This window comes from Roseomonas sp. 18066 (assembly GCF_902706185.1).
GTDB lineage: Bacteria > Pseudomonadota > Alphaproteobacteria > Acetobacterales > Acetobacteraceae > Pseudoroseomonas.
This window is the reverse complement of the sequence record NZ_CACSJM010000045.1, coordinates 1-26,210: the sequence shown is the minus strand read 5'-3', so window position 1 is coordinate 26,210 and position 26,210 is coordinate 1. Positions and strand designations below refer to the sequence as shown.

At 72.2% G+C, this 26,210-nt stretch carries 24 protein-coding genes; 11 read left to right on the top strand and 13 right to left on the bottom strand.

From position 1 onward, the window contains the following. Positions 1 to 3: 3 nt before the first annotated feature. The 5 genes from GVN67_RS11500 to GVN67_RS11480 are packed head-to-tail and all read right to left on the bottom strand — an operon-like array spanning position 4 to position 6,395. The gene (locus tag GVN67_RS11500; RefSeq protein WP_159995959.1) at positions 4 to 2,199 is read right to left on the bottom strand and encodes a response regulator; all 2,196 of its coding nucleotides are present in this window, start codon (positions 2,197 to 2,199) and stop codon (positions 4 to 6) included. Between the two features lie 10 nt (positions 2,200 to 2,209). Beyond that, positions 2,210 to 3,877, bottom strand: a complete 1,668-nt coding sequence (locus GVN67_RS11495) for a methyl-accepting chemotaxis protein (RefSeq protein ID WP_159995957.1) — start codon at positions 3,875 to 3,877, stop codon at positions 2,210 to 2,212. A 3-nt stretch (positions 3,878 to 3,880) separates the two neighbouring features. Next, positions 3,881 to 4,450, bottom strand: a complete 570-nt coding sequence (locus tag GVN67_RS11490; RefSeq protein WP_159995955.1) for a chemotaxis protein CheW — start codon at positions 4,448 to 4,450, stop codon at positions 3,881 to 3,883. Beyond that, positions 4,450 to 5,886: a protein-glutamate O-methyltransferase CheR gene (locus tag GVN67_RS11485; RefSeq protein ID WP_235035250.1), complete on the bottom strand. Its 1,437-nt coding sequence runs from the start codon at positions 5,884 to 5,886 to the stop codon at positions 4,450 to 4,452. Before GVN67_RS11485 ends, GVN67_RS11490 begins: the two co-directional genes overlap by 1 nt. Continuing rightward, on the bottom strand, positions 5,883 to 6,395 hold the full coding sequence (locus GVN67_RS11480; RefSeq protein ID WP_235035249.1) for a chemotaxis protein CheW: 513 nt from the start codon (positions 6,393 to 6,395) through the stop codon (positions 5,883 to 5,885). The genes GVN67_RS11485 and GVN67_RS11480 overlap by 4 nt, the downstream gene beginning before the upstream one ends. A 150-nt stretch (positions 6,396 to 6,545) precedes the next feature. On the opposite strand from GVN67_RS11480, the gene GVN67_RS11475 reads away from it, so the two are divergent. Then, positions 6,546 to 7,301, top strand: a complete 756-nt coding sequence (locus GVN67_RS11475; RefSeq protein WP_159995949.1) for a 2-keto-4-pentenoate hydratase — start codon at positions 6,546 to 6,548, stop codon at positions 7,299 to 7,301. A 243-nt stretch (positions 7,302 to 7,544) separates the two neighbouring features. On the opposite strand, the gene rpoD is transcribed toward GVN67_RS11475, so the two are convergent. The 3 genes from rpoD to GVN67_RS11460 all read right to left on the bottom strand — a co-directional run bounded on the left by rpoD (position 7,545) and on the right by GVN67_RS11460 (position 10,316). Continuing rightward, positions 7,545 to 9,368 carry an RNA polymerase sigma factor RpoD gene (rpoD, locus tag GVN67_RS11470; RefSeq protein ID WP_235035248.1) on the bottom strand — a complete coding sequence of 608 codons (1,824 nt, stop codon included), beginning with the start codon at positions 9,366 to 9,368 and terminating at the stop codon, positions 7,545 to 7,547. 357 nt (positions 9,369 to 9,725) lie between these two features. Beyond that, positions 9,726 to 10,028, bottom strand: a complete 303-nt coding sequence (locus GVN67_RS11465) for a type II toxin-antitoxin system RelE/ParE family toxin (protein WP_159995945.1) — start codon at positions 10,026 to 10,028, stop codon at positions 9,726 to 9,728. 12 nt (positions 10,029 to 10,040) lie between these two features. Further along, positions 10,041 to 10,316 carry a CopG family ribbon-helix-helix protein gene (locus GVN67_RS11460; protein ID WP_159995943.1) on the bottom strand — a complete coding sequence of 92 codons (276 nt, stop codon included), beginning with the start codon at positions 10,314 to 10,316 and terminating at the stop codon, positions 10,041 to 10,043. Between the two features lie 559 nt (positions 10,317 to 10,875). Between GVN67_RS11460 and GVN67_RS11455 the strand changes: the two genes are divergently transcribed. Next, the gene (locus GVN67_RS11455; RefSeq protein WP_235035247.1) at positions 10,876 to 11,940 is read left to right on the top strand and encodes a replication protein RepA; all 1,065 of its coding nucleotides are present in this window, start codon (positions 10,876 to 10,878) and stop codon (positions 11,938 to 11,940) included. A 90-nt stretch (positions 11,941 to 12,030) separates the two neighbouring features. On the opposite strand, the gene GVN67_RS11450 is transcribed toward GVN67_RS11455, so the two are convergent. Together GVN67_RS11450 and GVN67_RS11445 are read right to left on the bottom strand one after the other, a co-directional pair. Then, the gene (locus GVN67_RS11450) at positions 12,031 to 13,098 is read right to left on the bottom strand and encodes a ParB/RepB/Spo0J family partition protein (protein WP_159995941.1); all 1,068 of its coding nucleotides are present in this window, start codon (positions 13,096 to 13,098) and stop codon (positions 12,031 to 12,033) included. Then, positions 13,095 to 14,249, bottom strand: a complete 1,155-nt coding sequence (locus tag GVN67_RS11445) for an AAA family ATPase (RefSeq protein ID WP_159995939.1) — start codon at positions 14,247 to 14,249, stop codon at positions 13,095 to 13,097. Before GVN67_RS11445 ends, GVN67_RS11450 begins: the two co-directional genes overlap by 4 nt. 398 nt (positions 14,250 to 14,647) lie before the next feature. On the opposite strand from GVN67_RS11445, the gene GVN67_RS11440 reads away from it, so the two are divergent. The 9 genes from GVN67_RS11440 to GVN67_RS11400 all read left to right on the top strand — a co-directional run bounded on the left by GVN67_RS11440 (position 14,648) and on the right by GVN67_RS11400 (position 23,335). Next, positions 14,648 to 15,370 (top strand): DUF2786 domain-containing protein, encoded by a 723-nt coding sequence (locus GVN67_RS11440; protein WP_159995937.1) that lies wholly within the window; start codon positions 14,648 to 14,650, stop codon positions 15,368 to 15,370. Continuing rightward, complete coding sequence (locus tag GVN67_RS11435) at positions 15,367 to 15,834, top strand: hypothetical protein (RefSeq protein ID WP_159995935.1); 468 nt, start codon at positions 15,367 to 15,369, stop codon at positions 15,832 to 15,834. The genes GVN67_RS11440 and GVN67_RS11435 overlap by 4 nt, the downstream gene beginning before the upstream one ends. Beyond that, complete coding sequence (locus GVN67_RS11430; RefSeq protein ID WP_159995933.1) at positions 15,831 to 17,738, top strand: ATP-dependent helicase; 1,908 nt, start codon at positions 15,831 to 15,833, stop codon at positions 17,736 to 17,738. Before GVN67_RS11435 ends, GVN67_RS11430 begins: the two co-directional genes overlap by 4 nt. A gap of 46 nt (positions 17,739 to 17,784) precedes the next feature. Next, positions 17,785 to 18,294, top strand: coding sequence for an Lrp/AsnC family transcriptional regulator (locus GVN67_RS11425; protein ID WP_200845228.1), 510 nt, complete (start codon positions 17,785 to 17,787; stop codon positions 18,292 to 18,294). Between the two features lie 260 nt (positions 18,295 to 18,554). Then, positions 18,555 to 19,406 carry an ABC transporter permease gene (locus tag GVN67_RS11420; RefSeq protein ID WP_159995929.1) on the top strand — a complete coding sequence of 284 codons (852 nt, stop codon included), beginning with the start codon at positions 18,555 to 18,557 and terminating at the stop codon, positions 19,404 to 19,406. A 7-nt stretch (positions 19,407 to 19,413) separates the two neighbouring features. Next, the gene (locus tag GVN67_RS11415) at positions 19,414 to 20,127 is read left to right on the top strand and encodes an ABC transporter ATP-binding protein (protein ID WP_159995927.1); all 714 of its coding nucleotides are present in this window, start codon (positions 19,414 to 19,416) and stop codon (positions 20,125 to 20,127) included. Then, entirely contained in the window at positions 20,127 to 21,269 is a 1,143-nt protein-coding gene (locus GVN67_RS11410) for an acyl-CoA dehydrogenase family protein (protein ID WP_159995925.1), read from the top strand. The genes GVN67_RS11415 and GVN67_RS11410 overlap by 1 nt, the downstream gene beginning before the upstream one ends. A 12-nt stretch (positions 21,270 to 21,281) precedes the next feature. Beyond that, positions 21,282 to 22,391, top strand: coding sequence for an LLM class flavin-dependent oxidoreductase (locus GVN67_RS11405; protein WP_159995923.1), 1,110 nt, complete (start codon positions 21,282 to 21,284; stop codon positions 22,389 to 22,391). Beyond that, positions 22,388 to 23,335 carry an ABC transporter substrate-binding protein gene (locus tag GVN67_RS11400; RefSeq protein WP_159995921.1) on the top strand — a complete coding sequence of 316 codons (948 nt, stop codon included), beginning with the start codon at positions 22,388 to 22,390 and terminating at the stop codon, positions 23,333 to 23,335. The genes GVN67_RS11405 and GVN67_RS11400 overlap by 4 nt, the downstream gene beginning before the upstream one ends. A gap of 44 nt (positions 23,336 to 23,379) precedes the next feature. On the opposite strand, the gene GVN67_RS11395 is transcribed toward GVN67_RS11400, so the two are convergent. The 3 genes from GVN67_RS11395 to GVN67_RS11385 are packed head-to-tail and all read right to left on the bottom strand — an operon-like array spanning position 23,380 to position 26,208. Then, entirely contained in the window at positions 23,380 to 24,258 is an 879-nt protein-coding gene (locus tag GVN67_RS11395; RefSeq protein WP_159995919.1) for an ABC transporter permease, read from the bottom strand. A gap of 2 nt (positions 24,259 to 24,260) precedes the next feature. Next, entirely contained in the window at positions 24,261 to 25,193 is a 933-nt protein-coding gene (locus tag GVN67_RS11390; RefSeq protein ID WP_159995917.1) for an ABC transporter permease, read from the bottom strand. Position 25,194: 1 nt separating this feature from the next. Then, on the bottom strand, positions 25,195 to 26,208 hold the full coding sequence (locus tag GVN67_RS11385; protein WP_159995915.1) for an ABC transporter ATP-binding protein: 1,014 nt from the start codon (positions 26,206 to 26,208) through the stop codon (positions 25,195 to 25,197). Positions 26,209 to 26,210: the final 2 nt, after the last annotated feature.

Here is a 26,210-nt window from a genome sequence, read left to right as displayed (position 1 = left end):
GCGTCACAGCATCTGGCCGATGGTCGCCAGCAGCTCGCGCTGGTCGAATTTCTGCTTGGTGATATAGGCGCCGGCGCCGAGATCGAGGCCACGGCGGATATCCGCCGGGTCGGCGCGGCTGGTCATCAGGATGACCGGGATGGCGGCCAGGCGCGGGTCGGTCTTCAGCGCCTGCAGCAGGCCGAAGCCGTCCATCCGCGGCATCTCGACATCGGCCACCACCAGGTCGACCGGCACGTCGCCGCCGCGCAGCAGGGTCAGCGCGTCCAGCCCGTCGACGCTGAGCAGCACGCGGAAGCCCTGCGCCTCCAGGATGCTCTTCTCCAGGGTCCGCGTGGTGATCGAGTCGTCCACCACCAGGATGGTGGCCGCCGGGCGGGCCTGCGGCGCGGCGGCCAAGCTCAGCCCGGCCCCGGCCAGCTGCCCGGCATCGCGCAGCCAGCGGGCGACCAGGCCTTCCGGGCTCAGCACCAGCGCCGGCAGCGCGCCTTCCGGCTGGGTCACGCCGGTGACGAGGGCGGGATCGACGCCGGGCAGCGCCAGCGCCTCGACCGCCAGCTCGCGCAGGTCGTGCAGCGCGTCGACCGCGACGGCGCAGCGACGGTCGCCGCTTCGCAGCAGCACCGCCTTGACATGGCCGCCCTCCACCGGAATGGGCATGGCCGGGTCGCCGAGCAGGACAGGCAGGGCCATCACGGGGGCGATAACGTCGCGACCCTCGGTTTCGATGCGCAGGACCGCCTGGCCTTCGACGGTTTCCAGCGCGCTGGCCGGCAGGCGCAGCAGCCGTTCCACCCCGTGGCTGGGCAGGCCGTAGCTCTGGCCGCCGGCCTCGACCAGCAGCAGCGGCTGGCGGGCGGCGGAAAACGGCACGGCGATCTCGACCTCGGCGCCCCAGGGGAAGCGGGGCCGCAGGCGGGCGGTGCCGCGGAGCGACCGCGCGACCTCGGCCACCACCGACAGGCCGATGCCGCGGCCGGACAGGCGGTCGACCGCCTCGGCGGTGGAGAAGCCGGGCTCGAAGACCAGGGACAGCAGCTGCTCCGCCGGCGGCGGCGGCGTGGCGGCATCGCGGGCCGGCAGCAAGCCGCGCTGGATGGCCACCGCCTCGATCCGCGCCAGATCCGGGCCGCGCCCGTCATCGGCGACGCGCAGCACCAGCAGCCCGCCGCGCGCCTCCAGCGCCAGGGTGATCTCGGCCTGCTCCGCCTTGCCGCGGCGGGCGCGCTCGGCCGGGCGGTCCAGCCCGTGGCTGACCGCGTTGCGCAGCAGATGCGTCACCGGGTCCTTCAGCGCCTGCAGCACCCGGCGATCGGCCTGCAGCGACAGCCCCTCCAGCCGCACGGCGACCGGCTGGCCGGCATCGCGCGCCAGCTCGCGCGCCATGCGGCCGAGCGAGCCCAGCACCGTCTCGGCCGGGACCAGGCTGATGCGGCCGGCCTCGCGGCGCAGCTGGGCGGCGGCGGCCTCGGCGGTCCAGGCAGCCTCGCGCTGGGCGCGCGCCAGCTGGCCGAGCTCACGCGACAGCCGGCCCAGCCCACGGCCGAATTCCTCGGCCCGCTTGCCGCCGAGGCCGGCCAGGCCCTCCCAGTCGCGGCGCAGCCCGCGCATCGCCGCCTCCAGCCCGCGCAGCCCGGCCTCCAGCCCGGCCTGGCGGCCCAAGCTGTCGGACAGCGCATGCACCGCGCCGGCCAGCGCCTCGACCTGGGCGGCGGGAACGCGGAGGTATTCGATGGCCGGGCCGGGCTCCGCGGAAACGGCGGCGGGCTCCGGCGCCGCGGCGGGCGCGGGCTCCGCCGGCGATGCGGATGGCGGCGGGGCGGGCATGGCGACCAGCCCGTCCAGCGCGCGCAGCGCCGCCTCGGGCGGCGCCGGCTCGGGCGCGCCGGCCAGCGCCGCGACATAGCCCTCGATCCCGTCCAGCCCGAGCTGGATGGCGGCGATGGCGGCGGCGTCGAGGCTGAGCCCCGCCTCCCCCACCGCGGTGAAGACCGCCTCCAGCCGATGCGCCAGCTCCTCCACCACCGGCAGGTCGACGGCGCGCGCCGCCCCCTTCAGGCTGTGGGCGCGGCGGAAGACATCGCGCAGGTCGAAGACCTGGCCGCGCCCGGCGGCGGCGAGCGCCGCGCGGATGGCGCCCAGATGCTCCTGGTGCTCGATGCCGAAGGCGGCGAGCAGTTCCTGGCGGAAGTCGGTCATGACGGCTGGGTCAGAGGCGGTAGCGGTCGGCGAGCCCGACCAGCTGCTGCGACAGCTGCGACAGATTGGCCGCGGCGGTGTCCAGCTGGCGGGTGCCGGCGGCGGTCTGCTGGCTGGCCTGGCGGATGTTCTGCAGCGCGCTCATCACCTGCTCGATGCCCAGCTGCTGCTGGTTGGTGCTGGCCACGATCTGCTGGAAGGTCTGCACGCTCTCCTGGATGCGGCTGCTGATCTCGGTGATCGTCGCATGGGTGGTGTCGGTGCGCTCACGCCCGGCGGCGACGCGCTTCACCGCCTCCTCGGTCAGCATGACGGAGGAATTGATGCCGCGCTGGATGTCGCCGAGGATCGAGCGCACCTGGCCGGTGGCCTCCTTGGCCTGGTCGGCCAGCGTCTTCATCTCGGCGGCGACGACGGCGAAGGAGCGGCCCTGCTCGCCGGCCGCCGCCGCCTCGATGGCGGCGTTCAGCGCCAGCAGGTGGCTGCGCTCGGAGATGTCGTTGACGCTGGCGATGATCTCGCCGATCGCCTGGGTCTTCTCCGACAGCGCCACGATATTGCCGGCCACCGCCTCGGCCTGGTCGCGGATCAGGTCCATCGAGCGCACCGTCTCGTCGACGGCGCGGAGCCCCGCGGTCGAGGTCTGCGCGGTGGCCTGGGCCGAGGCGATCACCTCCTGCGCGCGCTTGCCGATCTGCACGCCGGAATGGGTGATCTCGTCGACGGTCGCCGCCGTCTCCTGCACGGCGGCCAGCTGCTCCTCGACGCTCGCCGCCTGCTCCTGCGTGCTGGCGCGGATCTCGGCGGCGGCGGCGTTCAGGTTCTCGGTCGCGTCGCGGCTCTGCCGCGCCAGCTGGCGCAGGCCATCGACCATGGCGTTCAGCGTGACGCCGAGCCGGCCGAGCTCGTCGCGCCCGGTGATCGCCGCCTCGCCGCCCAGGTCGCCGCGGCCGACCCGCTCGACGAAGGCCATGAAGGCGCCCAGCGGCTGCACGATGGAACGGCGGATCACCAGGGTGATGGCGATGGCCAGCAGCACCGCGGCGACCAGGACCAGGGCGACCGACAGCCGGCTTTCCTCATAGATCTCGTTGCCGCGCTGCTGGCCGGTCGCGATGCTGGCATTCACCGCCTCCTGCAGCCGGTCGATCAGCCGGCCGAGCTCGGCGCGGGCCAGCACGATGCCCTCGCCGATGCCCTGCACCTGGGCCAGGTCCTCGGCGCGGATCGCCGCGAACTGCGCCTGGCTGGCCTCGCGGATCTGCCGCAGCGGCGTCTGCGCCTGGGCCAGCAGCTGGCCGATCTGCTGCCAGCCGTCGCGCCGGTCGCTGCTCAGCGCCGCCGCCGCATTCTGGTTGGCCGATTGCGCCATCTGCTGCAGCAGCCCCTCGGCCCGGGCCAGGTGGCCGGGCCAGGCCTGCACCGGGTCCTCGCCGCGCAATTCGCGGCCCAGGCTGCGCACCAGGAAGCGCGAGGTGGTGCGGGCGCGGGCCTCGTGCATGTCGGCCTCGGCGTCGCGCAGCTCCATCAGCTGGCGCAGCGTCATCAGGTCGCGGCTGACGATCTGCTCGGTGGCGCGGGTGACCACGCCGATCTGGTTCAGCCCATAGACCCCGAGCCCGACCAGCAGCAGCGTGAGGGCGGTGAAGCCGAGAAGGATGCGATTGGCGATGCTCAAGGCTCAGGCTCCGCGAGGGGTCGGGAAAGGCGCCGGAAGATAGGGCAGCAGCAGCCGGTCGAGCGCCAGCAGCGCGACCAGCCGGCCATCGTCGAGCCGGGCATGGCCGGTGACCGGGCTGCCCGCCGGCCGGGCTTCTTCATCCGATTCGTCCGGCGGGGCGACGCGCACCGCGCCGATGACACGGTCGGCGCGCAGGGCGAAGCGCGGCGCGCCTGCGGCCCGGTCATGCCGCAACAGCAGGAAGTGGCCGGGGCTGGCGGCATCGCCCGGCTGGCCGAACAGCGCGCCGAGATCGAGCACGCAGAACACCTGCCCCGCCTGGCCGAACAGGCCGAGCAGCGCCGGCGGCGCCCCGGGCAGCCGGGCGCAGGGTCCCTGCGGCACCGCCTGGGCCACGGCCGCGATCGGCAGCCCGTAGAGCTCCGCCCCCACCGCGCAGGCGAGCAGGGAGATCTTCGGCGCCGCCGGCGCCAGCAGCGCCGGGCGGGCGGCCAGGGCCGCGGTGCGCTCCTGCAGGATGCGCTCGGCGCGATGCGCCAGGGAGGGCAGGCTTTGCAGCGTCTTCGGCATCAGGCCCTCCCCATCCGGTCGACAGCGTCGAGCTGCAGCCGCGCCAGGTCGCGCAGACCGGCCGCGGTCATGCCGTCGCCCTCGGCGAGCGGGGCGCCCGGCGGCTGGCCCTGGGCGATGCGGGCGGCCACCGTCAAAGCGCGGCGGCCGGCGGCGCGCTCGCCCTCGTCCAGCAGCAGCAGGCCCAGCTGGTAATGCGCCATGGCGAAATCGCCCTGCAGGTACAGCGCGCGGCGGAAGGCCTGCGCCGCCTCGCGCGGCTGGCGCAGCCCGCGGCGGATCAGCCCATCGTAATAATGCAGCGCTGCCTCGGTGGGCTGCAGCAGCAGCCCGGCGCGGCAGGCCTGCAGCGCGCCATCCAGGTCGCCGGCATCGGCGCGGCCGCGCGCGGCGGCGAGCTCCGCCTGCCAGTCGGCGGCGTCGGGCGGGGGCGCTGCCACGGGCGGCGGCGGCGCCGGGCGCGCGGCGACGACCGGTGGCCCCAGCGGCAAGGGCAGCGGCGGCGCGATCACCGGAACCGGCAAGGCCGCGGCCACCGGCGCCGGCCGCGGCGCGCCGCCCCGCCGGTACGCGACCGTCCCCGGCAGCTGCACAACGTCCAAAAACTCGGCGAAGGCGGGGTTGGGCTCGGCATGGCCCAGCAGCAGCCAGCCGCCCTCGCGCAGCCGCTCGGCCAGCGCGCGCACCACCTGCTCCACCACCTCGGGGTGGAAATAGATCAGCACGTTGCGGCAGAGGATCAGGTCGAATTCGCTGAATTGCAGCGGGCTGCTGCCATCCAGCAGGCTCAGCAGGTTGTGCCGCTCGAACTGCACCATGGCGCGGAACTGCGGCCGCAGCTGGAAGCGCCTTCCATTCTCGACCGCGGTGAAATCGCGCTCCAGCTCTTCCGCCGGCAGCGTGCGCAGCGCCCAGCGGCTGTATTCGCCGCGCCGCGCCTGGGCCAGCGCCGCCGCGTTCAGGTCGCTGCCGATCAGCGCCGGCCGCCAATGCTCCAGCGCGTCGCCCAGCAGACGGTGCAGCAGGATGGCCAGGGAATAGGGCTCGGCGCCGATGGCGCAGCCGGCGCTCCAGGCGCGGATCCTTTTCTCCTCGCCATGGCGGGCCAGGATGTCGGGCAGGATGGTGTCGGCCAGCGCCGCGAACTGCTCGGCATAGCGGAAGAAAAAAGTCTCGCCGACGGTGATCTCGGCTTCCAGCGCGGCCCATTCGGCCGGGCCCTGCGCCTCGTCCAGCAGCCGCGACAGATAGGCGCCGGCGCTGGTCAGCCCGGTCTCGCGCAGCCGCCGCCGCAGCCGCTCCCACAGCAGCGCGTCCTTGTCCTGGTAGTAGAAATGCCCGGTGCGCGCGATCACCAGCCGCTTCAGCCGGGTGAAGTCGACATCCGGCAGGAAATGCGGGGTGAAAGCCGGCAGCGACCCGGGCTGCGGCGTCACGGCCCGCTCCATTCCGCCAGCCGCGCCGCCGCCCCTTCCTGCAGCGCCGCCAGCGCCGCCGCCTCCTGCGACAGCAGCAGCCGGTCGGCGGCGAGCAGATGGACGAAGCCCTCGGCCGTCTCCAGCTCGGCGATGGCGCAGCCATTCAGCGTCGCCTCGGGCGCCACGGCGCGCAGCCGCTCGGGCACCACCCGCAGCAGGTCCAGCACGCGGTCCACCAGCAACCCCAGCGGCGCATGGCCGTCCGGGCCGTCGATCAAAAGGATGTGACGGTACAGCGCCTGGTCGGCCTCGGCGCTGGTGGCGATGCCGAACAGCTTCGCCAGGTCGACCACCGGCACCGCGGCGCCGCCCAAATTGAGGTAGCCGGCCATCGGCTTCGGCAGGGCGGGCGGGCGGAACAGCCGCGGCAGCGGCAGCACCTCGCGCACCGCCGCCTGCGCCAGGGCGCAGCGGCGGCTTCCCAGCCGGAACAGCAGATAGGCGTCACCCCCGACAACCGCACCCAAGACCCGCATCCCCATCGGCCCGCCCGTCACCCCGGGGCAGGCCGCCCCTGGTTACCACCGCAGCGAACGGCCGACCATAAGCTGCGCCCCTCGCCCAACGCGCCGGGATCGGCCAGGATGCCGCATCCGAGACAGAGAGAACGCCGCGCCATGGCCACCGATTTTGCCGCCGCCGCCCAGGCCTTGCTGGAAGCCCGCCGCAGCCGGAAGCTGTTGACCCACCTGCCGGAAGGCGCCCGCCCGCAGAACGCGGCCGAGGTGGTGGAGATCCAGCTGCTGGTCGCCGCCGGGCGCGGCCCGATCGCCGGCTGGAAGGTGGGTGCGGCCACCGCCGAGGCCGAGCCCTCCGGCGTCGCCCTGCATGCCGAGGACATGCGCTTCGACAGCACCCCCTATGCCGCCAGCGACTTCAACATCACCGGCATCGAGGCCGAGATCGGCTACACCCTGGGCGCCGACCTGCCGCCGCGCGACGCGCCCTATTCGCGCGACGAGGTGCTGGCGGCCATCGCCACGCTGAACCCGACCATCGAGATCGTCGACACCCGCTTCGAGCGCCTGGCCATCAGCGACCCGCTGAGCCACGCCGCCGACCAGGTGAACCACGGCGCGCTGGTGGTGGGGCCGGCGGTGGACGCCTGGCAGGCGATCGACCCGCCGAAGCTGCCGATCAAGCTGACCTTCAACGGCCAGGTGGCGGTCGAGCATGTCGGCGGCAACACCGCCGGCGAGCCGATCCGCCTGATCCAGTGGCTGGCCAACAAAGGCGCCAAGCGCTTCGGCGGCCTGAAGAAAGGCATGGTCATCACCACCGGCAGCTGCACCGGCAATATCCTGGTGCCGCCGGGGACCGCCGTCCGCGCTGAATTCGCGGGCGTTGGGGTGGTGGAGACTGAGATTAAGTAAGAACAGGCAAAGGCCAGGGGAATGAATTCCCCTGGACCCCATCTTTTTTCTTTCGGACTGCCGTGTCCACGTTACGACAGGACGTGAAACGGCCAGTCCACAGCGCGACCTGATATAAAAAAATGCGCCCCACTGAGCCGCCATGACGACGGTTCAGCAAGACGCAGTTATCTTACAGAACAGAAAAAAGAGGGGCGCAAACGTATACGTTTGCGGGGGGAATTCATTCCCCCAGCCTTGTCTTTACGCCAGGAACGACCGCAGCGACTTGCCGCGCTTCGAGACCTGCAGCTTCTTCAGCGCCTTCGCCTCGATCTGGCGGATACGCTCGCGGGTGACGTTGAAGGTCTTGCCCACTTCTTCCAGCGTATGGTCGTTCTCGCCGCCGATGCCGAAGCGCATGCGCAGGATGCGTTCCTCGCGCGGCGTCAGGTCGGACAGGATGCGCATGGTCGCGTCGCGCATCGAGGACCGGGCGGCGGCGTCGAAGGGGATCACCGCGTTCTCGTCCTCGATGAAGTCGCCGAGGCGGCCGTCATCATCCTCGCCGATCGGGTTCTCCAGGCTGACCGGCTCGCGCGCCAGGCGCTGCACGGCGCGCACCTTGTCGACCGACATGCCCAGCTCGCCCGCCAGCTCTTCCGGCGTCGGCTCGCGGCCGGCCTTCTGGGCGAAACGGCGGCTCATCCGCGCGACCTTGCCGACCGTCTCCGTCATATGGACGGGGACGCGGATGGTGCGGGCCTGGTCGGCCAGCGACCGGGTGATCGCCTGCCGCACCCACCAGGTGGCATAGGTCGCGAACTTGAAGCCGCGGCGCCAGTCGAACTTATCGACCGCGCGCATCAGCCCGATGTTCCCTTCCTGGATCAGGTCGCCAAACATCAGCCCACGGTTGCGGTAGCGCTTGGCGATATGCACCACCAGCCGCAGGTTGGCGCGGGTCAGCTCTTCCTTGGCCTTGCGCATGTCGCGCTCGCCGCGGGCGACCTCGGCGCAGACCCGGCGCAGCTCCGGCGCCGACAGGCCGCTCTCGGCCTCCAGCTTGGAAATGCCGACGCGGATGGCGGGCATGCTCTCGCGCAGGTCGCGCACTGCCTGCGCATGCCGCGCCGCGCTGCTGCGAACCTTGGCCACCGCATCCAGCACGCGCGTGGCGCCGGCCTCGCTGCCGTCCCACAGCTTCAGCACGGCCTCGTGGTCCAGCCGCGCGGACACGGCCAGGCGCACCGCCTTGCCGTCCAGCCCCAGCAGGCGGCGGTGCATCTCGCGCACCTGGGCCACCAGCAGGTCCAGCCGGGCCGGGCGCAGGCGCAGGGCGCCGAACAGCACCACCATCTCGGCCCGCTTGGCCTGGGCGTCGCCGCTGCGCGCGGTCATGCCGCGCAGCATGGTATGGGCGTCGAGCGCGGCGCCGAAGGCGGCCAGCACCTCGGGCTTCATCTTCTCGTCAAGCGTCGCATGCGGCGCGGCGGGCTCGGCCTCCTCGGCCTCCTCCGGCTCCGGCGCCGGGGCGGCGTCGGCGGCCATCGCCTCCAGCTCGACCACGTCGCGCAGCGGCATCTGCGATTCCTGCAGCGCGGTGCGCCAGGCCTGCAGATGCGTGAAGGTGATCGGGTTCTCGCACAGCCCGGCCAGCATCGCGTCGCGCCCGGCCTCGATCCGCTGGGCGAGGGCGATCTCCTCGTCGCGGCTCAGCAGGTCGGTGCCCGACATCTCGCGCAGGAACATGCGCACCGGGTCGTCGGACCGCGCCAGGGTGGCCTCGTTGACGTTGCCGCCCTCGACGCCTTCCTCGGCCTCGGCCGCCTCGCGCGGCTCCTCGCCTTCCTCGGCCTCGGCGGGCTCGCGCTCCTCCTCCTCGACGTTCTCGTCGACGCGCACGTCGACCGTCTCGGGGCTGTCGAACTCGTCGCCCATCTCGGCCCGCCAGCCACGGTTCATCCCGGCCGGACGCTCAGCCTCCGGCGTCTCGCGGGCCAGGATGTCCCCGAACGCGCCCGTCCGCGCCTTGAGCGGCGCGCCGCCCTCGGTATCGCCCTGATCAGCCGCGCCGTAGGTAAACATCCCGTCCATCTATCCACCTGTTCGTTCGTGCTGGGGGACCAGGGAAGGCCCCAACAAGGTCTCGTACGTCACACCCGACGCTGGCCGGCCCGAACGGGCCAGACCGCCGGCACCGCGCCTGGAGGGCATCGGCAGGACCAGCGGGGTGACAGAAGAAGGAACGGCCGCCGCACGGTGGCCGTTTGTCTATTTAGGAAGGTTGACCGTCTCCAAACACCCCTGCGCGAGCCTGTGCCCGGCAGAGATCATCCTGATCCCGGGGGCCGGCGCGCGGGGTCGCCAGCAGGGCGGCGGCGCGCGCGACGGGGCAATTAGCATGTCGCGTGACGAGTGGGTGAAAAATCAGCGGCTTTGTCCTCACGCCCGCGCTTCCCGGCCATGCCACAGGCGAATGACAACCACCCGGAGCGGCTGGTCGCTGCCCTCATCCAGGCGGTAGCGCAGCACATAGGCGCCGGCGCCGAAGGGCACCACCAGCTCCCGCCGCCCGGTGCCATCGCCCATCGGCCGGCCGAGCTCGCCCTGCCCGGCCAGCCGGGTCGCCCCGGCGCCGATGGCGCGGGCGGCGCGGCGGGCGGCCTCGGGGTTCTTCTCCTGCAGGAAGCGCAGCAGGCGCTGCAGGTCGTCGACCGCCTCCGGCAGCCAGAGCAGCCCGGCCATGGCGGCGGCAGCTCAGTCCAGGCCCGGCGCCGGCGTCTCCGCCGCGGTGCCGAAGCGCTCCAGCCAATCCTGCACGGCATCGCCGGGGATGGCGCGGCCGCTCAGGCGATAGGCCTCCCAGCGCGCCAGGTCCTCGCTCTTCTCCCGCTCATAGCCTTCCTCGCGCTCGAGGAATTCCAGCACCGCCTTCTTCATCAGCCAATGCGGCGAGCGGTCGCGCAGCTGCCCCAGCGCCTGCAGCCGCTGGCGTGTCTCCTCATCCAGCTTCAGGGCCAGGCTGCTCGACATCGTGGCGCTCCTCAGGATGACCGGGTCGTACCTTTCTATACCCCGGCGTCACGGCGCGGCAAGCCGCAGGGCGCCGCGCTGTGAACCTTGCCAGCCGCCCGGCCCCTGTGAACCTTGCCAGCCGGGAACCTTGCCAGCCGGACCTAGCCCGCCGAACAGTGGCCAGCCGGGCCGCGTGAACCTTCCCAGCCGTGAACCTTGCCAGCCGCGGCGAGGCTGCGAGACTCGATCGAGCGATTCGAAGGACTTGCGACCCTTGCCAGCCATGCCGTCTCGGCGCCGATTCTGTCCCCCAGCCGGCTGTGAACCTTGCCAGCCCCCGGAAAACCGCCGAAGCCCGTCAACTGCGAACCCTGCCAGCAGCGCGCTTTTCCGGAATGTCGTTCAAGATCAAGGGGTCAGCGGGTTATCCACGCGAACCCTGCCAGCCCTTCTTCAATAACAATATCTCTACTACCCAAACCATTGCCCTGGGCTGGCAAGGTTCACAGGCCAGGAGAAAGCCGGTTGGCAAGGTTCGCATCGACTCTCGCCGGGGGGCCGGGGCAGTTTGCGGCTCATGGTTGAGCTGCCAGCGAATCTGAAGACGTCGATCGGCCCCGGTCTGCAGCAGCAGGGGGGGACCCAGCAGGGTGACCTCTTCGGCGCCGCCGCCAATGTGCATGGCATCGTCGAGGCCAAGGGGGTCAAGGGCGCCGTCAAGGCTGCCCAGCTCGCCGTGCTGGAAAGCCGCCCGCCCAGCCTGAGCAAGGCTCTGGCCGGCCGCATGGGCCGCCAGATCGCCGACACCGCCTCCTCCGCCATCGTGCGCGAATTCGAGGGCGGCAGCGAGGTCGGCTACAGCTATTCCGCCTGGTGCCTGGCCGGCCTGCCGCATCGCGACCAGCCGAAGGACCAGAACTGGCTGATCGACACCGATTATGCCCGGCTGCTGGTCCGCCCCGGCGTGCGGCTGCGCGACGACAACAGCCAGGAATTCATCGGCGTCCCCTTCGGCAGCTACGCCCGCCTGCTGATGATCGACTGGCAGACCGAGGCGCTGGAACGCGGCTCGCGCGAGATCCATATGGGCCGCTCGGCCAGCGCGGTGCTGGCGCGGCTCGGCATCAGCCGCGGCGGCCCCAGCAACGGCAAGGTCGCCGAGCAGCTGGAGCGCCTGGCCACCTGCGCCGTCGACTTCAGCTTCGGCAACGACAAGAAGGGCGTCATCGTCAACCAGCGCCTGGTCGACGCCTATAGCTATATCGGCGAGCCCGACCCCCGCTCCAAGCGCACCGCCCGCCTCGTCGAGCATGTCGTGCTGTCGCAGACCTTCTTCGACGAGCTCCGCCGGCATCCCGTGCTGGTCGACCGCGCGGCTGTCAGGGATCTCACTACCTCGCCCCTGGCCATCGATATCTACCTCTGGCTCGCCTACCGGCTGCATTCCCTGCCGAAGGAGACGCCGATCGGCTGGGATCGGCTCTGGCGGCAGTTCGGCTCCAAGGTCGGCGCGCTGAAGAACTTCAAGACCCAGTTCGAAGGGCCGCTGCACCTGGCGCTCTCGGCCTATAAGAACGCCAAGGTGCGGGTCACCGACCGCGGGCTGCTGCTCGAGCCGTCGCCGCCACCCGTTTCAAACTGAGAACCTTGCAAGCCTGGAGCGGCTGGCAGGGTTCGCAGGAAGGAAGCAAGCAAGGCCGGAGGGAGAAAGAATTCTCCCTCCAGACCTCCCTCATCTTTTTTTTCCTATCGGCAGCAAGCTGGGCAGGCGGTCGGCCAGGTCCTGGACCGTCTCGTCCGTCAGCGACGTCGCGAAGCGGAACACCCACTGGCCGCCATTGCGCGTCAGCGTGCCGATCCGATGACCCTCGTGCACGATGTGCCGGCGCTCCGGCAGCGCTGGGCGGTTGCTGCCAGGGCGCGCCTCGCGACCCTCGGACACGCGCATCAGCAGGGAAATCTGCTCTTCCGCGTCAAGGGCGCTGCCAGCGGTTCGGGCCTGCGCGTCCAATGCTGACAGGATGCGGGGCAGCGCGGTCGCATCGGCCTCCACCGCCTCCATCACCCGGCGGGCGCGCAGCATCGCCAGCCGCCGCGGCTCGCGCAGCTTCTCGGTGATCTCGGCAGGGAAACGCGCCAGGCGCAGATAGAGGCTCAAGGTCGACGGATCGAGGCCGAATTGCGCCGCGATCTCCCGCGCCGTCCCCGGCAAGCGACCCCGCACCTCGGCGAACCAGCGGGCCCGCTCCAGCGCAGAAATATCCTCGCGCCGCTCATTCTCCGAGAACTGCACCCGCAGCATCGCCGCATCGTCCAGCGTCCGCACCCGTGCCAGCGCCTGGATGCCGAGACGCCGGCAGGCCTCCAGCCGCCGTCGCCCGGCCGCGATCTCGAACCCCTCCCCCTGCCGCCGCAGCGTGATGGCGTCGTTCTGGCCATTGGCGCGGATGTCTTCCAGCAGCTCCTCGAACTCGGCGCCGTCGAAGGCGCCGGGCAGCCGGTCGCGCGGCAGCAGGTCGGTGACCAGCCCCGGGTCGATGAACAGGAATTCCTCGGCCCCCTCCCCTGCCCTGGCGGCGACGGCGCGGGTGGCGGCCAGCGCCTGCCGCAGCTCGGCCTCGCGCGACCCGCCAGCGGCGAGCTCCGCCTCCAGCCGGGCGATGCGTTCGCGCAACCCTTCGGCGGCGGCGTTCAGCGCGGTCGCCGGCCGGTGCTGCGCGGCGGGCGCGGCGGCGGCGGGCGCGACCTCGGCGGTACTGTCGCGCATCGCCTGGGACAGGGCGCCGAAGCGGTTCTTCATGCGGCGCGCCCCCAATGCTGCAGCACCTGGCCCAGGATGGCGCGGTTCACCGCATTGGCGCTGGCGATGACCCGGTTGTAGGCGGCGCGGTCGGTCGAGGGCTCGTATTCGTACAGCGTCTCCTTGCCGAAGCCCGCCGTGCCCATGATGCGCGAATGCAGGAAGGGATCGCCCAGCACCGCCTCGCCGAAGCGCTCGCGCAGCAGGCCGAGCAGCGCCTCCTGGCTGCGGTCGGTGGGGTCGAAGGCGGTGACCAGGATGCGGCTGAAGGCGAAGTCCAGCCCCTGGCCGAAGGCGGCGCGGAAGTCGCCAGCATAGCCCGCCAGATGCGCGAAGAACTCGCCGGTCGAGGCCAGGTCGGTCATCGTCGCCCGCGTCGGCACCACGATGCCGGTCGCCGCATGGAGGGCCGCCGTCATCAGCATGTTGACGTCCGGCCGGGTGTCGACGACGACGATGTCGTAGCGGTCGCCGGTCGCGGCCAGCAGCGCCGCCAGCTCGTCGAAATACAGCGGGTCCTCGACCGCGCCGCTCGCCGCCCGCGCCGCCAGCAATTCCTCCGCCTCGGCGAGCGCGGCGCCGGCGGGCAGCAGGTCGATGCCCGGCCAATAGGTGGGCTGACACAGGCGTTGGGCGAGCGCTGCCCCCTCCCCTTCCCGCTTCAGCCAGGCCAGGAAGCATTTCTCGGCGCTGATCTCATGCGCCGGGTCCAGGCCGAATTGCGCCGTGGCGCTCGCCTGGCTGTCGAGGTCGACCAGCAGCACCCGGAACCCTGCCAGCGCCAGGTACTGGGCGAAATGCACGCTGCTGGTGGTCTTGGCCGAGCCGCCCTTGAAATTGGTGAAGACGACGGTGGCCAGGCCCTCGCCGCGCGCGGCGTCGCGTCGCGGCAGCTTGCCCAGCGCCTGCCGTGCCTCAAGGATTTCGGCGAATTCCACGCGAGCCCGCGGCGTGATGCCGCCGCCCCGCGGCGCCAGCCCGGCGGTGCGGCGCAGCTGGGTGGGCGTCACCCCGATCAGCGCCGCGGCCTCCTGCACCGAGAAGCTGCGCAGGCGCTTGCGCTTGTCCGGCGCGTTCTCGACCTCGATGGCGGTGCGCTGGGCCGAGCGCAGCACCTCGGCGATGCGGCGGAAGGTGTCGAGCTGATCCATGGTACCCCCGAAGTCCCCCGCGGCCTTCCTAGACTCAAAGCCGGGACTTGGCGAGGTTTTTGTCAGGGAGGATGAGGATGGATGCATCCATCGCGGCGCTGTCCGGAAGCGGCATTCCCGGCGGCCACCACCGGCTCCGTCTAACGTGGATGCATCCACGGCCGATGCGGATGGGCAGGTTTCCTGGTCGCCGGGCCGCCCGCGCGACGATGGATGCATCCAACCCTCCGGAAAATAACGCCCCGCCGGCCGCCGCCACCAACTCCGGAAAAACCGCCATGGATGCATCCAACGCCCCCGCGCCATGCGCCTTCGGAACGCCTGCCGCGCCTGCACCCGGACCCCCGCCGTGCTATAGCCGTGCCGGGTCCATCGATGACGGGCGGGTTGAGAACAGCATGCAGCAGGCGAATGAGCTGGCGCGGGTCAAGGCGCGCATCAAGGCGCTGACGGAGAAGACCGTCTCCAACGGCTGCACCGAGGCCGAGGCGCTCGCCGCCGCCGAGATGGCCGGCCGCCTGCTCGAGCGCTACGCCCTCAGCATGGACGAGATCGACATCCGCGCCGCCCGCTGCGTCCAGGTCGAGATCCCGCTGCCCGGCCGGCAGCGCCGCCCGATCGACGGCTGCGTCCCCGCCATTGCCCGCTTTTGCGACTGCAAGGTCTGGCTGACCCGGGAAGAGGACCGCCCGCGCTATATCTTCTTCGGCTTCGAGGAAGACACCGCCATGGCAAGCTATCTCTACGCCGTCATCGAGCGCGGCATGCAGACCGAGCTGGCTCGCTTCCGCGGCAGCCGGCCGGAGCTGAAGGCGGTGGCCCTGCGCCTTGCCTCGACCAGTTACCAGCAGGGCATGGCCAGCCGCATCGCCGAGCGGCTGGAAACCCTGCATGCCGCGCGCGAGGCCGAGGTCGCCGCCCAGCGCAGCACCGGCAGCGCCCTGATTGTGGTGAAGCACCGGGTTGTGGAGGATACCTTCAAGGAAACCTCCGTCCGCCTGGTCAGCGCCCGCCGCAGCGGGCTGCGCGCCAATGGCGCCTACCGCCAGGGCTATGCCGCCGGCGACCGCATCAGCCTGAACCGCCCGGTGCGCGGGGCAGGGCAGGGGGCGCTGGAGTGACCACAGCGGACCACGCCTCGGAAAAGCGCCGCGACGCCCAGCGCCAGCGCGTCTATGCCTGGGAGGACCGGGTGATCGCCCCGCATGGCGGCGGCCTGGTCGCCTTCGCCGCCGCCCAGCCGATGGTCGACGCGCTCTGGGCCGAGCTCGGCCTGCGCTTCCCGCCCAAGGTCGAGCCGCTGCCGCCCCAGGCCCGTCGCCGCATGGCCGATGCCGACCGGCTGCGGCTGCGCCTGCCGCTGGAATGCCCACCCTGGGTGCTGCTGCACGAGCTGGCGCATTGCCTGACCAGCACGGCCGAGGGTTTCTCCGACGGGCATGGCGCGGATTTCATGGGTCTCTACCTGCAGCTGCTCACCCGCTACCTGCGGCTCGACCGCGACACGCTGCTGGCCTCGCTGCGCGCCGCCGGCATCGCGGTGAACCCCGAGGCGCGGCCCAGCTTCCTCGACCGCCCGGCATGACGGAGCAGCATCTCGCCGGGCTGAACCCGGCGCAGCGCGCCGCGGTGCTGGCGCCGGCGCCGCAGCTGGTCATCGCTGGCGCCGGCTCCGGCAAGACCGAGACGCTGGCCCGCCGCGTCGTCGACCTGATCCTGCGCCGCGGCGAGGACCCCTCGCGCCTGCTCTGCATCACCTTCACCACCAAGGCGGCGGCCGAGATGCGCGCCCGCCTGGCGCAGCGCCTGCCGCCCGAGCAGCTGCCGCGCTGGGTCGGTACCTTCCACGCCGCCATGGCCCGCCTGCTGGTCGAGGATGGCGCCGATGTGCCCGGCCTGCCGCGCGGCTTCTCCATCATCCCCCAGGCCGAGGCGCGGCGGCTGCTGATGCAGGCCGGCGGCATCCGCGACGCCCAGACCGGCGCCGCGCTGCAGGAGGTCCTGTCCCTGCTGAAAGGCCGGCTGGCGAAGACGCCGCGTGGAAAAGCCTTCGCGCGCTTCGAGGGGGCGCTGCTCGACCAGGCGGCGGCCCTGCTGCCCGACTACACGGCGGCGCTGGCCGAGCGCGCCGCGCTGGATTTCGACGACCTGATCGCGCTCCCCGTCCGCGCCATGCGCGACGACCCGGATCTCGCCGCCCGCTGGCAGGCGCGCTGGTCGGAAATTCTGGTCGACGAGTTCCAGGACACCAACCTGGCGCAGCACCGGCTGGTCAAGCTGCTGGCGGGGCAGGGGGCGCGGGTCTTCGCCGTCGGCGACGATGCCCAGGCGATCTATGGCTGGCGCGGCGCCGCCGTCGCCGAGCTGCGCCGCTTCGCCGAGCACTATCCCACCGCCCCCGCGGCGCTGCGGCTGGAGACCAACTACCGCTCCACCCGCCGCATCCTGCTGGCCGCCAATGCGGTGGCCGCCTGCGACCCCGAGGCGCTGCGCAAGGTGCTGCGCCCGGCGGATGCCAAGTCGGCGCTGGGCCCGCCGCTCAGCCTGACCATCCTGGAAACCCCGGGCGAGGAGGGCAAGGCGGTCGCCAAGCGCCTGCTGTCCCTGCGGCAGAAAAGCCCCGAGCTCGCCTGGCGCGACGCCGCCGTGCTGCTGCGCGCGACCTTCCTGGCCGAGCCGATCCAGCTGGCGCTGCGCGAGGCCGGCATCCCGACCGCCATGGTCGCCGAGCGCGAGCCGGAGCCGCCGAAGGAAATCCTCGCCGCCCAGGCCTGGCTGCGGCTGGCGCTGAGCTTCCGCCAGGGCGCCTGGGACCCCGCCGCCGACGATGCCTTCCGCCGCGCCTGCGCCATGCCGGCGCGGGGCCTGTCGGGGCGGTTGTTCGCCCGGCTGCGCGACCATGCGGGCGAGGCCGGGCTGGCACTGGCCGCCGCCATCCCGACCCTGAAGGCCACCGACGACGACCGCGCCCCGTTCCTGGCGGTCGCCGAGACGGCGAAGGCGATCGCCGCGGCCCTCGCGGCGCAGCGCCCGTCACCCGCCGACGCGCTGCAGCTGGCGGCCAGCGGCAGCGGCCTGGCCGCCGGGCTGCGCCAGGCCCCGGCGCCGGTCATCGCCGCCTGGGAGGCCGCCTTCGCCGCCGCCGCGCGCAGCGGCAGCCTGGCCGCCTATGCCGATGCCCTGGCGCTGGGCAATGCGGCAGGCGAGGCCGAGGCGCCGGATGCCGTGGCGCTGATGACGCTGCACCGGGCCAAGGGGCTGGAATTCGACCATGTGCTGCTCCCCGGTCTGGAGGACGGCGTCTTCCCGCATTTCCGCGCCGAGGCGCAGGGCAGCCTCGACGAGGAGCGGCGGCTTTTCTATGTCGGCCTGACCCGGGCGCGGAAGACGCTGTGGCTCAGCTGGGTGCGGCACCGGCGCGACTGGGCGGCCAAGCCCTCCCGCTTCATCGCCGAGATCCCGCCACAGCTGTTCCGGGATGTCGCCTGACCCTCCCCTTGCGCCAGCGCGCCGGCGCGATGCTAGGCTGGCGCGCATGGATGAGATCGACCGCAAGATTCTGAGCCTGCTGCAGGCGGATGCCACGCTGTCCGTGGCGCAGCTGGCCGACAAGGTGGGGCTGTCCACCACCCCCTGCTGGAAGCGCGTGCAGAAGCTGGAAGGGCAGGGGGTGATCACCCGCCGCGTCGCCCTGGTCTCGCCGGAGGCGGTGGGGCTCGGCCTCAGCGTCTTCGTCGCCATCGAGGCGGGCGACCATTCGCCGTCCTGGATGCAGCGCTTCGCCGAGGCGGTCGCTGCCATGCCGGAGGTGATGGAGGCCTACCGCATGGCCGGCGAGGTCGACTACATGCTGCGCGTGGCGGTGGCCGACATGGCCGCCTACGACACCTTCTACAAGAAGCTGATCGCGGCCACGGCGCCGCGCAACGTCACCTCCCGCTTCGCCATGGAACGGATGAAGCACACCACGGCCTTCCCGCTCGGCGGCCCGGCGTTTCGCGACCGCCAGGCGGCATCCGACCGCGTCGAGACCGCGCGGGAATAGTTTTCTCCGGCGTCCTGGATGCGTAGTCGGGACGTGCTGCGTCCCGGCGCAAATTTGGGAATCACAACTCTTTCGCCCAAGCGCCACGCTTCATATTTTTGGAAGCCATGACGCAGCGCCCCCGTCCTCACCGTCGAATGCCAGGCCGCCTCGCGCGGCCCTGCTTCTGTCGGGCCTGACACGGCGCCCTGCCCGGGCCTGAGGCCTGGGCGAACAGACAATCCACGCCCGCAGGCGGCCCCATGCCGCAAAGGACCAGCATGTCCGAGACCCATGCGGCCACGGCGCCGCGCGACCTGATCCTGGCGCAACGCCGCCGCCTCTCCTGGCCCCGGGTGATCACGTCCCTGGCCGTGCCCGCCCAGCTTCGCCGCTTCCTCTCGCCGCTGGCGCTGGTGCTGCTGTGGCAGGCGGCCTCCATGGCCGGGCTGATCTCGCCGCGCACGCTCGCCGCGCCCAGCACCGTGCTGGCCAGCGCCTGGGAGCTGACGCTCTCGGGCGAGCTGCCGTCGCATCTGCTGGTCTCGCTCGGGCGGGTCGGCGCCGGCCTCGCCATCGGCCTCTCGGCCGGCGTGGTGCTGGCCCTCGTCGCCGGGCTCTCGCGCCGCGGCGAGGAGGTGGTGGACGCGCCGATGCAGATGCTGCGCACGCTGCCCTTCCTGGCGCTCGTCCCGCTGTTCATCCTGTGGTTCGGCATCGGCGAGACGCCGAAGATCGCCCTCGTCGCGCTCGGCGCCACCTTCCCGGTCTATCTGACCCTGTTCTCCGGCATTCGCGGCGTCGAGCCGAAGCTGGTCGAGGCGGGGCAGGTCTTCGGCCTCGACCGCCGCGGGCTGGTGCGGCACGTGGTGCTGCCGGCAGCACTCCCCTCGGCGCTGGTCGGGCTGCGCTACGCGCTGGGCAGCGCCTGGCTCAGCCTGGTCATCGCCGAGCAGATCAACGCCAATGCCGGCATCGGCTTCCTGATCAACGACGCGCGGGAATTCCTGCGCACCGACATCATCGTCGTCGGCCTGCTGGTCTATGCGCTGCTCGGCCTCGGCGCCGATGCGCTGGTCCGCCTGGTCGAGCGCCGGGCCCTGGCCTGGCGTCCCAGCCTGATCAAGGGGTGAGCGCGCCATGACCGACCGCACGCTGCGCGTCCGCAACCTGACCCGCCGCTTCGGCAGCAACACCGTGCTCGACAGCCTGTCGCTCGAGCTCGCCCCGGGCAGCTTCACCGCGCTGCTGGGCCGCAGCGGCTCCGGCAAGTCGACGCTGCTGCGGACGCTGGCCGGCCTCGACCCGGCGCCGGCCGAGGCGGTGCTCGACCTGCCGCGCCCGGTCGCCGTCGCCTTCCAGGAGCCGCGGCTGCTGCCCTGGAAGAAGGTCTGGCAGAATGTCGTCATCGGCCTCGAGGGCCGCGCCCTGCGCGACCGGGCCGAGGCGGCGCTGCAGGAGGTGGGCCTCGGCCGCCACCTGGACGCCTGGCCGGCGACGCTGTCGGGCGGCGAGGCGCAGCGCACGGCCCTGGCCCGCGCCCTGGTGCGCGAGCCGCAGCTGCTGCTGCTCGACGAGCCCTTCGCCGCGCTCGACGCGCTGACCCGCATCCGCATGCATGCCCTGGTGCTGGAGCTGTGGCGCCACCACCAGCCCACCACGCTGATCGTCACGCATGACGTCGACGAGGCGGTGCTGCTGGCCGATCGCGTGCTGGTGCTGGATGGCGGCCGCATCGCCGCCGATGTCACCGTCGAGCTGCCGCGGCCGCGCCGCCATGCCGACCCGGTCTTCGCCACGCTGCGCCGCCAGCTGCTGTCGGCGCTGGGCGTCGAGCTCGAGGAAGCCGCCTGATGGACAGCTTCGTTCGCCTCGACCCGCTGCCCGCGCTGAAGCAGCGTTTTTCCGAAAGCGCCGCGCAGCACGACCGCGACGGGAGCTTCCCGCATGCCAATTTCCTGGCGCTGCAGGAGGCCGGGCTGCTCGGCCTGACCGCGCCGGAACGCTTCGGCGGCGGCCATATCGGCCTGGCCCGCGCGGCGGAGATCGTCGGCGGGGTGGCGGAAGGCTGCCCGGCCACGGCCCTCGTCCTGTCGATGCAGTTCATCCAGCTGCGCCAGATCTGCGCCGAGCGGGCCTGGCCGGAGGCTTTGAAAGAAACGCTGGGCCGTGGCGCGGTCGAGCGCGGCGAGCTGGTCAATGCGCTGCGCGTCGAGCCGGAGCTCGGCACGCCGGCGCGCGGCGGCCTGCCCGCCACCATCCTGCGCCGCGACGGCGAGGGCTGGCGGCTGTCGGGGCAGAAGATCTATTCGACCGGCGCGCCCGCCCTGAGCTGGATGCTGGTTTGGGCCCGCACCGACGAGGACGCGCCGCGCACCGGCCTGGTGCTGGTGCCCGCCGCCGCGACAGGCGTCCGCATCGAGGACAGCTGGGACCAGGCCGGGCTGCGTGCCTCGGGCAGCCATGACGTCTTCTTCGACGGCGTCGCCATCGCGGCGCATCAGGCGCCCGACCTGCGGCTGCCGGGCGACTGGGCGCGGCCGGACGCGGCGCAGGCGGCCTGGAACACGCTGCTGATCGCCGCCCTCTACACCGGCGTGGCGCGGGCGGCGCGGGACTGGCTGCTGGGTTTCCTGCGCGACCGCGTGCCCTCCGGCCTCGGCGCGCCGCTGGCCAGCCTGCCGCGGATGCAGGAGGCGGTGGGGCGCATCGACGCGCTGCTGCTGGCCAACCAGCGGATGATCGCCAGCGCCGCCGTCGACCAGGATGCCGGCGACGGGCCGACCGCCAGCGAAAGCGGGCTGATCAAGACGCTGGCCGCCGACAATGCCATCGCCGTGGTGCAGCAGGCGCTGGCGCTCACCGGCAATCATGGCCTGGCGCGGAAGAACCCGCTGGAGCGGCATCTGCGCGACGTGCTCTGCGCCCGCATCCACACCCCGCAACCCGATGCAGCCTACATCCTGGCCGGGCGCCTGGCGCTCGGCCAGGGCTGAGGAGAGAAGCTCATGTCCGACGCGATCGAATTCATCGGCATGGTCCAGCCGCGCCAGCAGTCGGAGATCCATCCGGCCAGCGGCCCGGCGGTGGACCCCGGCTATCTGCGCGCCTCCGCCCAGGCGCATGACGAGGGCGGCTTCGACCGCATCCTGATCGGCTGGTACAGCAACGGGCCGGACGGGCTGCTGCTGGCCGCCGATGCCGCCGCCCACACGAAGAAGGTCAGCTTCCTGGTGGCCCACCGCCCGGGCTTCCAGGCGCCGACCACCGCGGCGCGGGCCTTCGCCAGCCTGGACCAGCTGAGCGGCGGGCGGGCGGCGATCCATGTCATCTCCGGCGGCGACGACACCGACCAGGCGCGCGACGGCGACTGGCTGGGCAAGGATGACCGCTATGCCCGCACCGACGAATATCTGGACGTGCTGAAGGCGGTCTGGACGGGCGAGGGGCCGGTCGACCATGAGGGCGCCTATTACCGGATCAAGGGCGCGTCCTCGGAGGTGAAGAGCGTGCAGGCGCCACGCATCCCGATCTATTTTGGCGGCGCGTCGGAGGCGGCGCTGCGCGTGGCGGGCAAGCATGCCGACACCTATGCGCTGTGGGGCGAGACCAAGGCGCAGGTGCGCGACATCGTCGCCCGCGTCCGCGCCGAGGCCGCCAGGCACGGCCGCGAGGTCAAGTTCAGCCTGTCCTTCCGCCCGATCCTGGCCGAGACCGAGGAAGCCGCCTGGGCCAAGGCCGAGGGCATTCTTGCTAATATCCGCCGGGTTCGAGGGCAGGCTGCGCTGTCGACGGGCGCGGATTCCAAGGTGAAAGCCCCGCAGAATGCCGGGTCGCAGCGGCTGCTCGATGCGGCGGCGCTGGGCGACCGGCCGGAAGGGCGGCTCTACACCGCCATCGCCCGCGAGACCGGGGCGCGCGGCAACACCACCGCCCTGGTCGGCACGCCGGAGCAGGTGGCCGAGGCCTTCCTCGAGTACCACGCGCTGGGGGTCACCACCTTCCTGATCCGCGGCTTCGATCCGCTGGAGGATGCGGTCGAGTATGGCCGCTCGCTGCTGCCCGCCACCCGCCGACTGCTGGCCGAGAAGCTGGCGCACCAGGACATCGCCGCATGACTTTTCTTCCTACTCGTCGACTTCTGCTGACGGGGGCCGCCGTGCTGGCGGCGCCGCGGGTTCTCCGCGCCCAGGCGCCGCTGCGGGTCGGCGACCAGCGCGGCAATGCGCGGGCGGTGATGGAGGCGGCCGGGGTGCTGAAGGGCGTCGAGGGGCGCTTCGCCTGGAGCGAGTTCCCCGCCGCCGCGCCGCTGGTCGAGGCTTTGAACGCCGGCGCCATCGACACGGGGCTGGTGGGGGATGCGCCCTTCACCTTCGGCGCCGCCGCGGGCGTGCCGGCCAAGGCGATCGCGGCGACGCGGCAAGGGCAGGACGGGCTGGCGATCCTGGTGCCGAAGGACAGCCGCATCCAGACGCTGGCCGATCTGCGCGGCAAGAGCATCGCCACGGGACGGGGCTCGATCGGGCACCAGCTGGTGCTGGCGGCGCTGGAGGATGCCAAGCTGCCGGCGGATGCGGTGAAGCTGGTCTTCCTGCTGCCGGCGGATGCCAAGGCGGCCTATGGCAGCGGCGCGGTGGAGGCCTGGTCGACCTGGGAGCCCTATGTGTCGCAGGAAGAGGTGCTGGCCGGGTCGCGCCGCATCGTCGATGGCAACCGCATCACGCCGGGGCTGAGCTTCCAGGCGGCGCGGGACGATGCCATCGCGTCGCGGCGGCCGGACCTCGAAGACTTCGTGCGGCGGCTGACGGTCGCGCGTCGCTGGGCGAACGAGAATATCGCTGGTTACGCGAAGACCTGGTCGGGGCTGATGAATGTGCCGGAGCCGGTCGCGGTGCAGTGGTTCACGCGGGCCCGGACCCGGGTGGTGCCGATCGACGATGCTGTGGCGCGTGACGAGCAGGGCAATATCGACTTGTACACGCGGGCTGGGCTGGTGCGGCGGAAGATCGTTGCCGAGGACATTCTGGACCGCAGTTTCACCGCGGTCATTAGTGCTGCATGAATGTGGGGGTCCGGGGGCATTCAATGCCCCCGGCCTTCGCTTGCTTATCGGAGGGTGGGGTCGAGCCGGTCCCGCAGCCAGTCGCCGACCAGGCTGACGGAGAGCGTCGTCAGCACGATGACGGCGGAGGGCGACAGCAGGATCCAGGGCGCCCGCGTCAGGTATTCGCGCCCATAGCCCACCATGTTGCCCAGCGAGGTCATCGGCGGCTGCACGCCGAGGCCGAGGAAGGACAGCCCGCTTTCCAGCAGGATGATTTCCGGGAAGGCCAGGGTCATGGAGACGATCAGGGTCGCCGCGATATTGGGCAGGACGTGGCGGGCATAGACGCGCCAGGGCGTCGCGCCCAGCTGCCGCACGGCGGCGGCATAGCCTTGCGCGCCGGCGCTGATGGCCAGGCCGCGCGCGATGCGGGCGTAGCGTTCCCAGCCATGCAGGCCGAGCAGGCCGATGAAGAGCGGCAGGGAATTGCCGAAGAAGGCCAGCACCGACAGCGCCAGGATCATGAAGGGCATGGCGGCCTGGAAGTCGACCAGGGCCATCACCGCCTGCTCCACCCAGCCGCGGAAATGGGCGGCGAGGAAGCCGAGCAGCACGCCGAGCGTCGCCGCGATGATGGCGGCGCCGAAGGCGATCAGCAGCGACATGCGGATGGAGACGATCAGGCGCGACAGCACGTCGCGGCCGAGCTCGTCGGTGCCCAGCGGATGCGCCCAGGTGCCGCCCATGAAGACCGGGGGCGACAGGCGGGCGCGCAGGTCGAGGGCGGTGATCGAATAGGGGCGGATGACCTCGGCCAGGAAGGCGATGGCGAGGATCGCGACGATCCAGAACAGCGCGATCGCCACCATCGGCGGGATTTTTGTCCGCTGCTTCGGCGGCGCCACGACGGCGGGGACCAGCTGGGGGGTGGTCGCGGACATGGTCAGGCTTCTCCGCGGGCGGTGACGCGCAGGCGGGGGTCGAGGGCGCCATAGAGCAGGTCGACCACCAGGTTGGCGGTGATCATGGTGGCGGCGACCAGCAGCAGGATGCACTGCACCACCGCCAGGTCGCGGTTGGCCACGGCCACCACCAGCAGGCGGCCGACGCCGGGCCAGGAGAAGACACTTTCGACGACGACGGCGCCGGCCAGCAGGCTGCCGATCATGAAGCCGATGATGGTCACCGTCGGGATGGCGGCATTGGGCAGGGCGTGGCGGCGGACGGCCATCTGCCAGGGCACGCCCTTGGCCAGCGCGGTGCGCATATAGGGCTGGCCCAGCACTTCCAGCATCGCCGAGCGTGTGAACCTTGCCAGCACGGCGGCGCCGCCCAGGCCCATGGTGATCACCGGCAGGATGGCGTGGCGCCAGCTGTCCTGGCCGCCGGAGGGCAGCCAGCCGAGCTGCACGGCAAACAGCAGCACCAGCAGCAGGCCGAGCACGAAGGAGGGCACGGTGAAGCCGGCCACCGCCAGCAGCATCACCGCGCGGTCGGCGAAGGAATTGCGATGGAGCGCGGCGTAGATGCCGGCGGGGATGCCGACGCCCAGCTTGATGGCGAGCGCGGGCAGGGTCAGCGCCAGGGTCGCCGGGATGCGCTCGGCCACCAGGCTGATGGCGCTGCGGCCGTCGCGCATGGAATTGCCCAGGTCGCCCTGGAAGATGGCGGTGAAGTAGCGGAAATACTGCACCCAGAGCGGGTCATCGAGGCCCCAGGCGCGGCGGAAGGCGGCCACGGCCTCCGGCGGCGCGTCGGCCGACATGATCAGCAGCGCCGGGTCGCCGGACATGCGCAGCACGACGAAGGCGAAGCTGACCACCAGCACCAGGGTCAGCAGGGCGCGGGCCAGGCGCAGGCCGAGGAAACGCAGCATGTCAGGCGGCCTTCTTCACGAGCAGGCCGTGGCCCGCCGGCATCTCGCCATGCGCCAGGTGGCAGGCGACCAGGCGGCCATCGGCGCGCGGCTTCAGCGCCGGGTTGTCGGTGGCGCAGCGGCCGGTGGCCACGGGGCAGCGCGGGTGGAAGGCGCAGCCGCCCGGGCGCGCCGCCGGGTTGGGCGGGTCGCCCTGCAGCACGATGCGCTGGCCGCGGCGCGCGGGATGCGGGATGGCCGAGACCAGGGCCTGGGCATAGGGGTGGGCGGGCGCGTGCAGCACGGCGTCGGGCTCGCCTTCCTCGACGATGCGGCCGAGATACATCACCGCGACCCGGTGGCTCATCTGGCGGACGGCGCGCAGGTCGTGGCTGATGAACAGGATGGAGACGCCGCGCTCGGCCTGGATCTCCGACAGCAGGTTCATCACCTGCGCCTGGATCGAGACGTCGAGGGCGCTGATCGGCTCGTCGCAGACCAGCAGCGCCGGATCGGTGGCCATGGCGCGGGCGAGCACCGCCCGCTGGCGCTGACCGCCGGAGAGCTCATGCGGGTAGCGCGCGGCCTGGTCGGGGCGCAGCCCCACGGCGCGCAGCAGGGCTGCCACGCGCTCGGGCCCGGCGGGCAGGCCGTGGATGACCAGCGGCTCCTCCACCTGGGTGCCGATGGAGAGGCGCCGATCGAGCGCGCCGAGCGGGTCCTGGAAGACCATCTGCATCTTGGCGCGCTGCGCCCGCCAGGCGGCGCTGCCGGGGGCGGGCAGGGGGGCGCCGTCGAAGCGGACGCTGCCCTGGTCGGCGGTCTCCAGCCCCAGCACCAGCCGGCCGGTGGTCGACTTGCCGCAGCCGGATTCGCCCACCAGGCCCAGCGTCTTGCCGCGCTCGAGGGTGAGGGAGACGCCGTCCAGCGCGCGCACCTCGACGGCACGCCCGAAGAAGCCCTGGCGCTGCCAGTAGCGGCGGGTGAGGCCCTGGGCCTCGAGAAGCGGGCGGGCCTCAAGAAGCGGGGGGGTCATAC

Bases quoted from the DNA above. Each gene is read 5' to 3' on its own strand.
- GVN67_RS11420 (WP_159995929.1), top strand. From the start codon at position 18,555: ATGTCCGAGACCCATGCGGCCACGGCGCCGCGCGACCTGATCCTGGCG.
- GVN67_RS11490 (WP_159995955.1), bottom strand. From the start codon at position 4,450: ATGCCGAAGACGCTGCAAAGCCTGCCCTCCCTGGCGCATCGCGCCGAG.
- GVN67_RS11410 (WP_159995925.1), top strand. From the start codon at position 20,127: ATGGACAGCTTCGTTCGCCTCGACCCGCTGCCCGCGCTGAAGCAGCGT.
- GVN67_RS11430 (WP_159995933.1), top strand. From the start codon at position 15,831: ATGACGGAGCAGCATCTCGCCGGGCTGAACCCGGCGCAGCGCGCCGCG.
- GVN67_RS11445 (WP_159995939.1), bottom strand. From the start codon at position 14,249: ATGGATCAGCTCGACACCTTCCGCCGCATCGCCGAGGTGCTGCGCTCG.
- GVN67_RS11460 (WP_159995943.1), bottom strand. From the start codon at position 10,316: ATGTCGAGCAGCCTGGCCCTGAAGCTGGATGAGGAGACACGCCAGCGG.
- GVN67_RS11415 (WP_159995927.1), top strand. From the start codon at position 19,414: ATGACCGACCGCACGCTGCGCGTCCGCAACCTGACCCGCCGCTTCGGC.
- GVN67_RS11465 (WP_159995945.1), bottom strand. From the start codon at position 10,028: ATGGCCGGGCTGCTCTGGCTGCCGGAGGCGGTCGACGACCTGCAGCGC.
- GVN67_RS11475 (WP_159995949.1), top strand. From the start codon at position 6,546: ATGGCCACCGATTTTGCCGCCGCCGCCCAGGCCTTGCTGGAAGCCCGC.
- GVN67_RS11500 (WP_159995959.1), bottom strand. From the start codon at position 2,199: ATGACCGACTTCCGCCAGGAACTGCTCGCCGCCTTCGGCATCGAGCAC.
- GVN67_RS11385 (WP_159995915.1), bottom strand. From the start codon at position 26,208: ATGACCCCCCCGCTTCTTGAGGCCCGCCCGCTTCTCGAGGCCCAGGGC.
- GVN67_RS11400 (WP_159995921.1), top strand. From the start codon at position 22,388: ATGACTTTTCTTCCTACTCGTCGACTTCTGCTGACGGGGGCCGCCGTG.
- GVN67_RS11450 (WP_159995941.1), bottom strand. From the start codon at position 13,098: ATGAAGAACCGCTTCGGCGCCCTGTCCCAGGCGATGCGCGACAGTACC.
- GVN67_RS11425 (WP_200845228.1), top strand. From the start codon at position 17,785: ATGGATGAGATCGACCGCAAGATTCTGAGCCTGCTGCAGGCGGATGCC.
- GVN67_RS11440 (WP_159995937.1), top strand. From the start codon at position 14,648: ATGCAGCAGGCGAATGAGCTGGCGCGGGTCAAGGCGCGCATCAAGGCG.
- GVN67_RS11390 (WP_159995917.1), bottom strand. From the start codon at position 25,193: ATGCTGCGTTTCCTCGGCCTGCGCCTGGCCCGCGCCCTGCTGACCCTG.
- GVN67_RS11455 (WP_235035247.1), top strand. From the start codon at position 10,876: ATGGTTGAGCTGCCAGCGAATCTGAAGACGTCGATCGGCCCCGGTCTG.
- GVN67_RS11395 (WP_159995919.1), bottom strand. From the start codon at position 24,258: ATGTCCGCGACCACCCCCCAGCTGGTCCCCGCCGTCGTGGCGCCGCCG.
- GVN67_RS11405 (WP_159995923.1), top strand. From the start codon at position 21,282: ATGTCCGACGCGATCGAATTCATCGGCATGGTCCAGCCGCGCCAGCAG.
- rpoD (WP_235035248.1), bottom strand. From the start codon at position 9,368: ATGTTTACCTACGGCGCGGCTGATCAGGGCGATACCGAGGGCGGCGCG.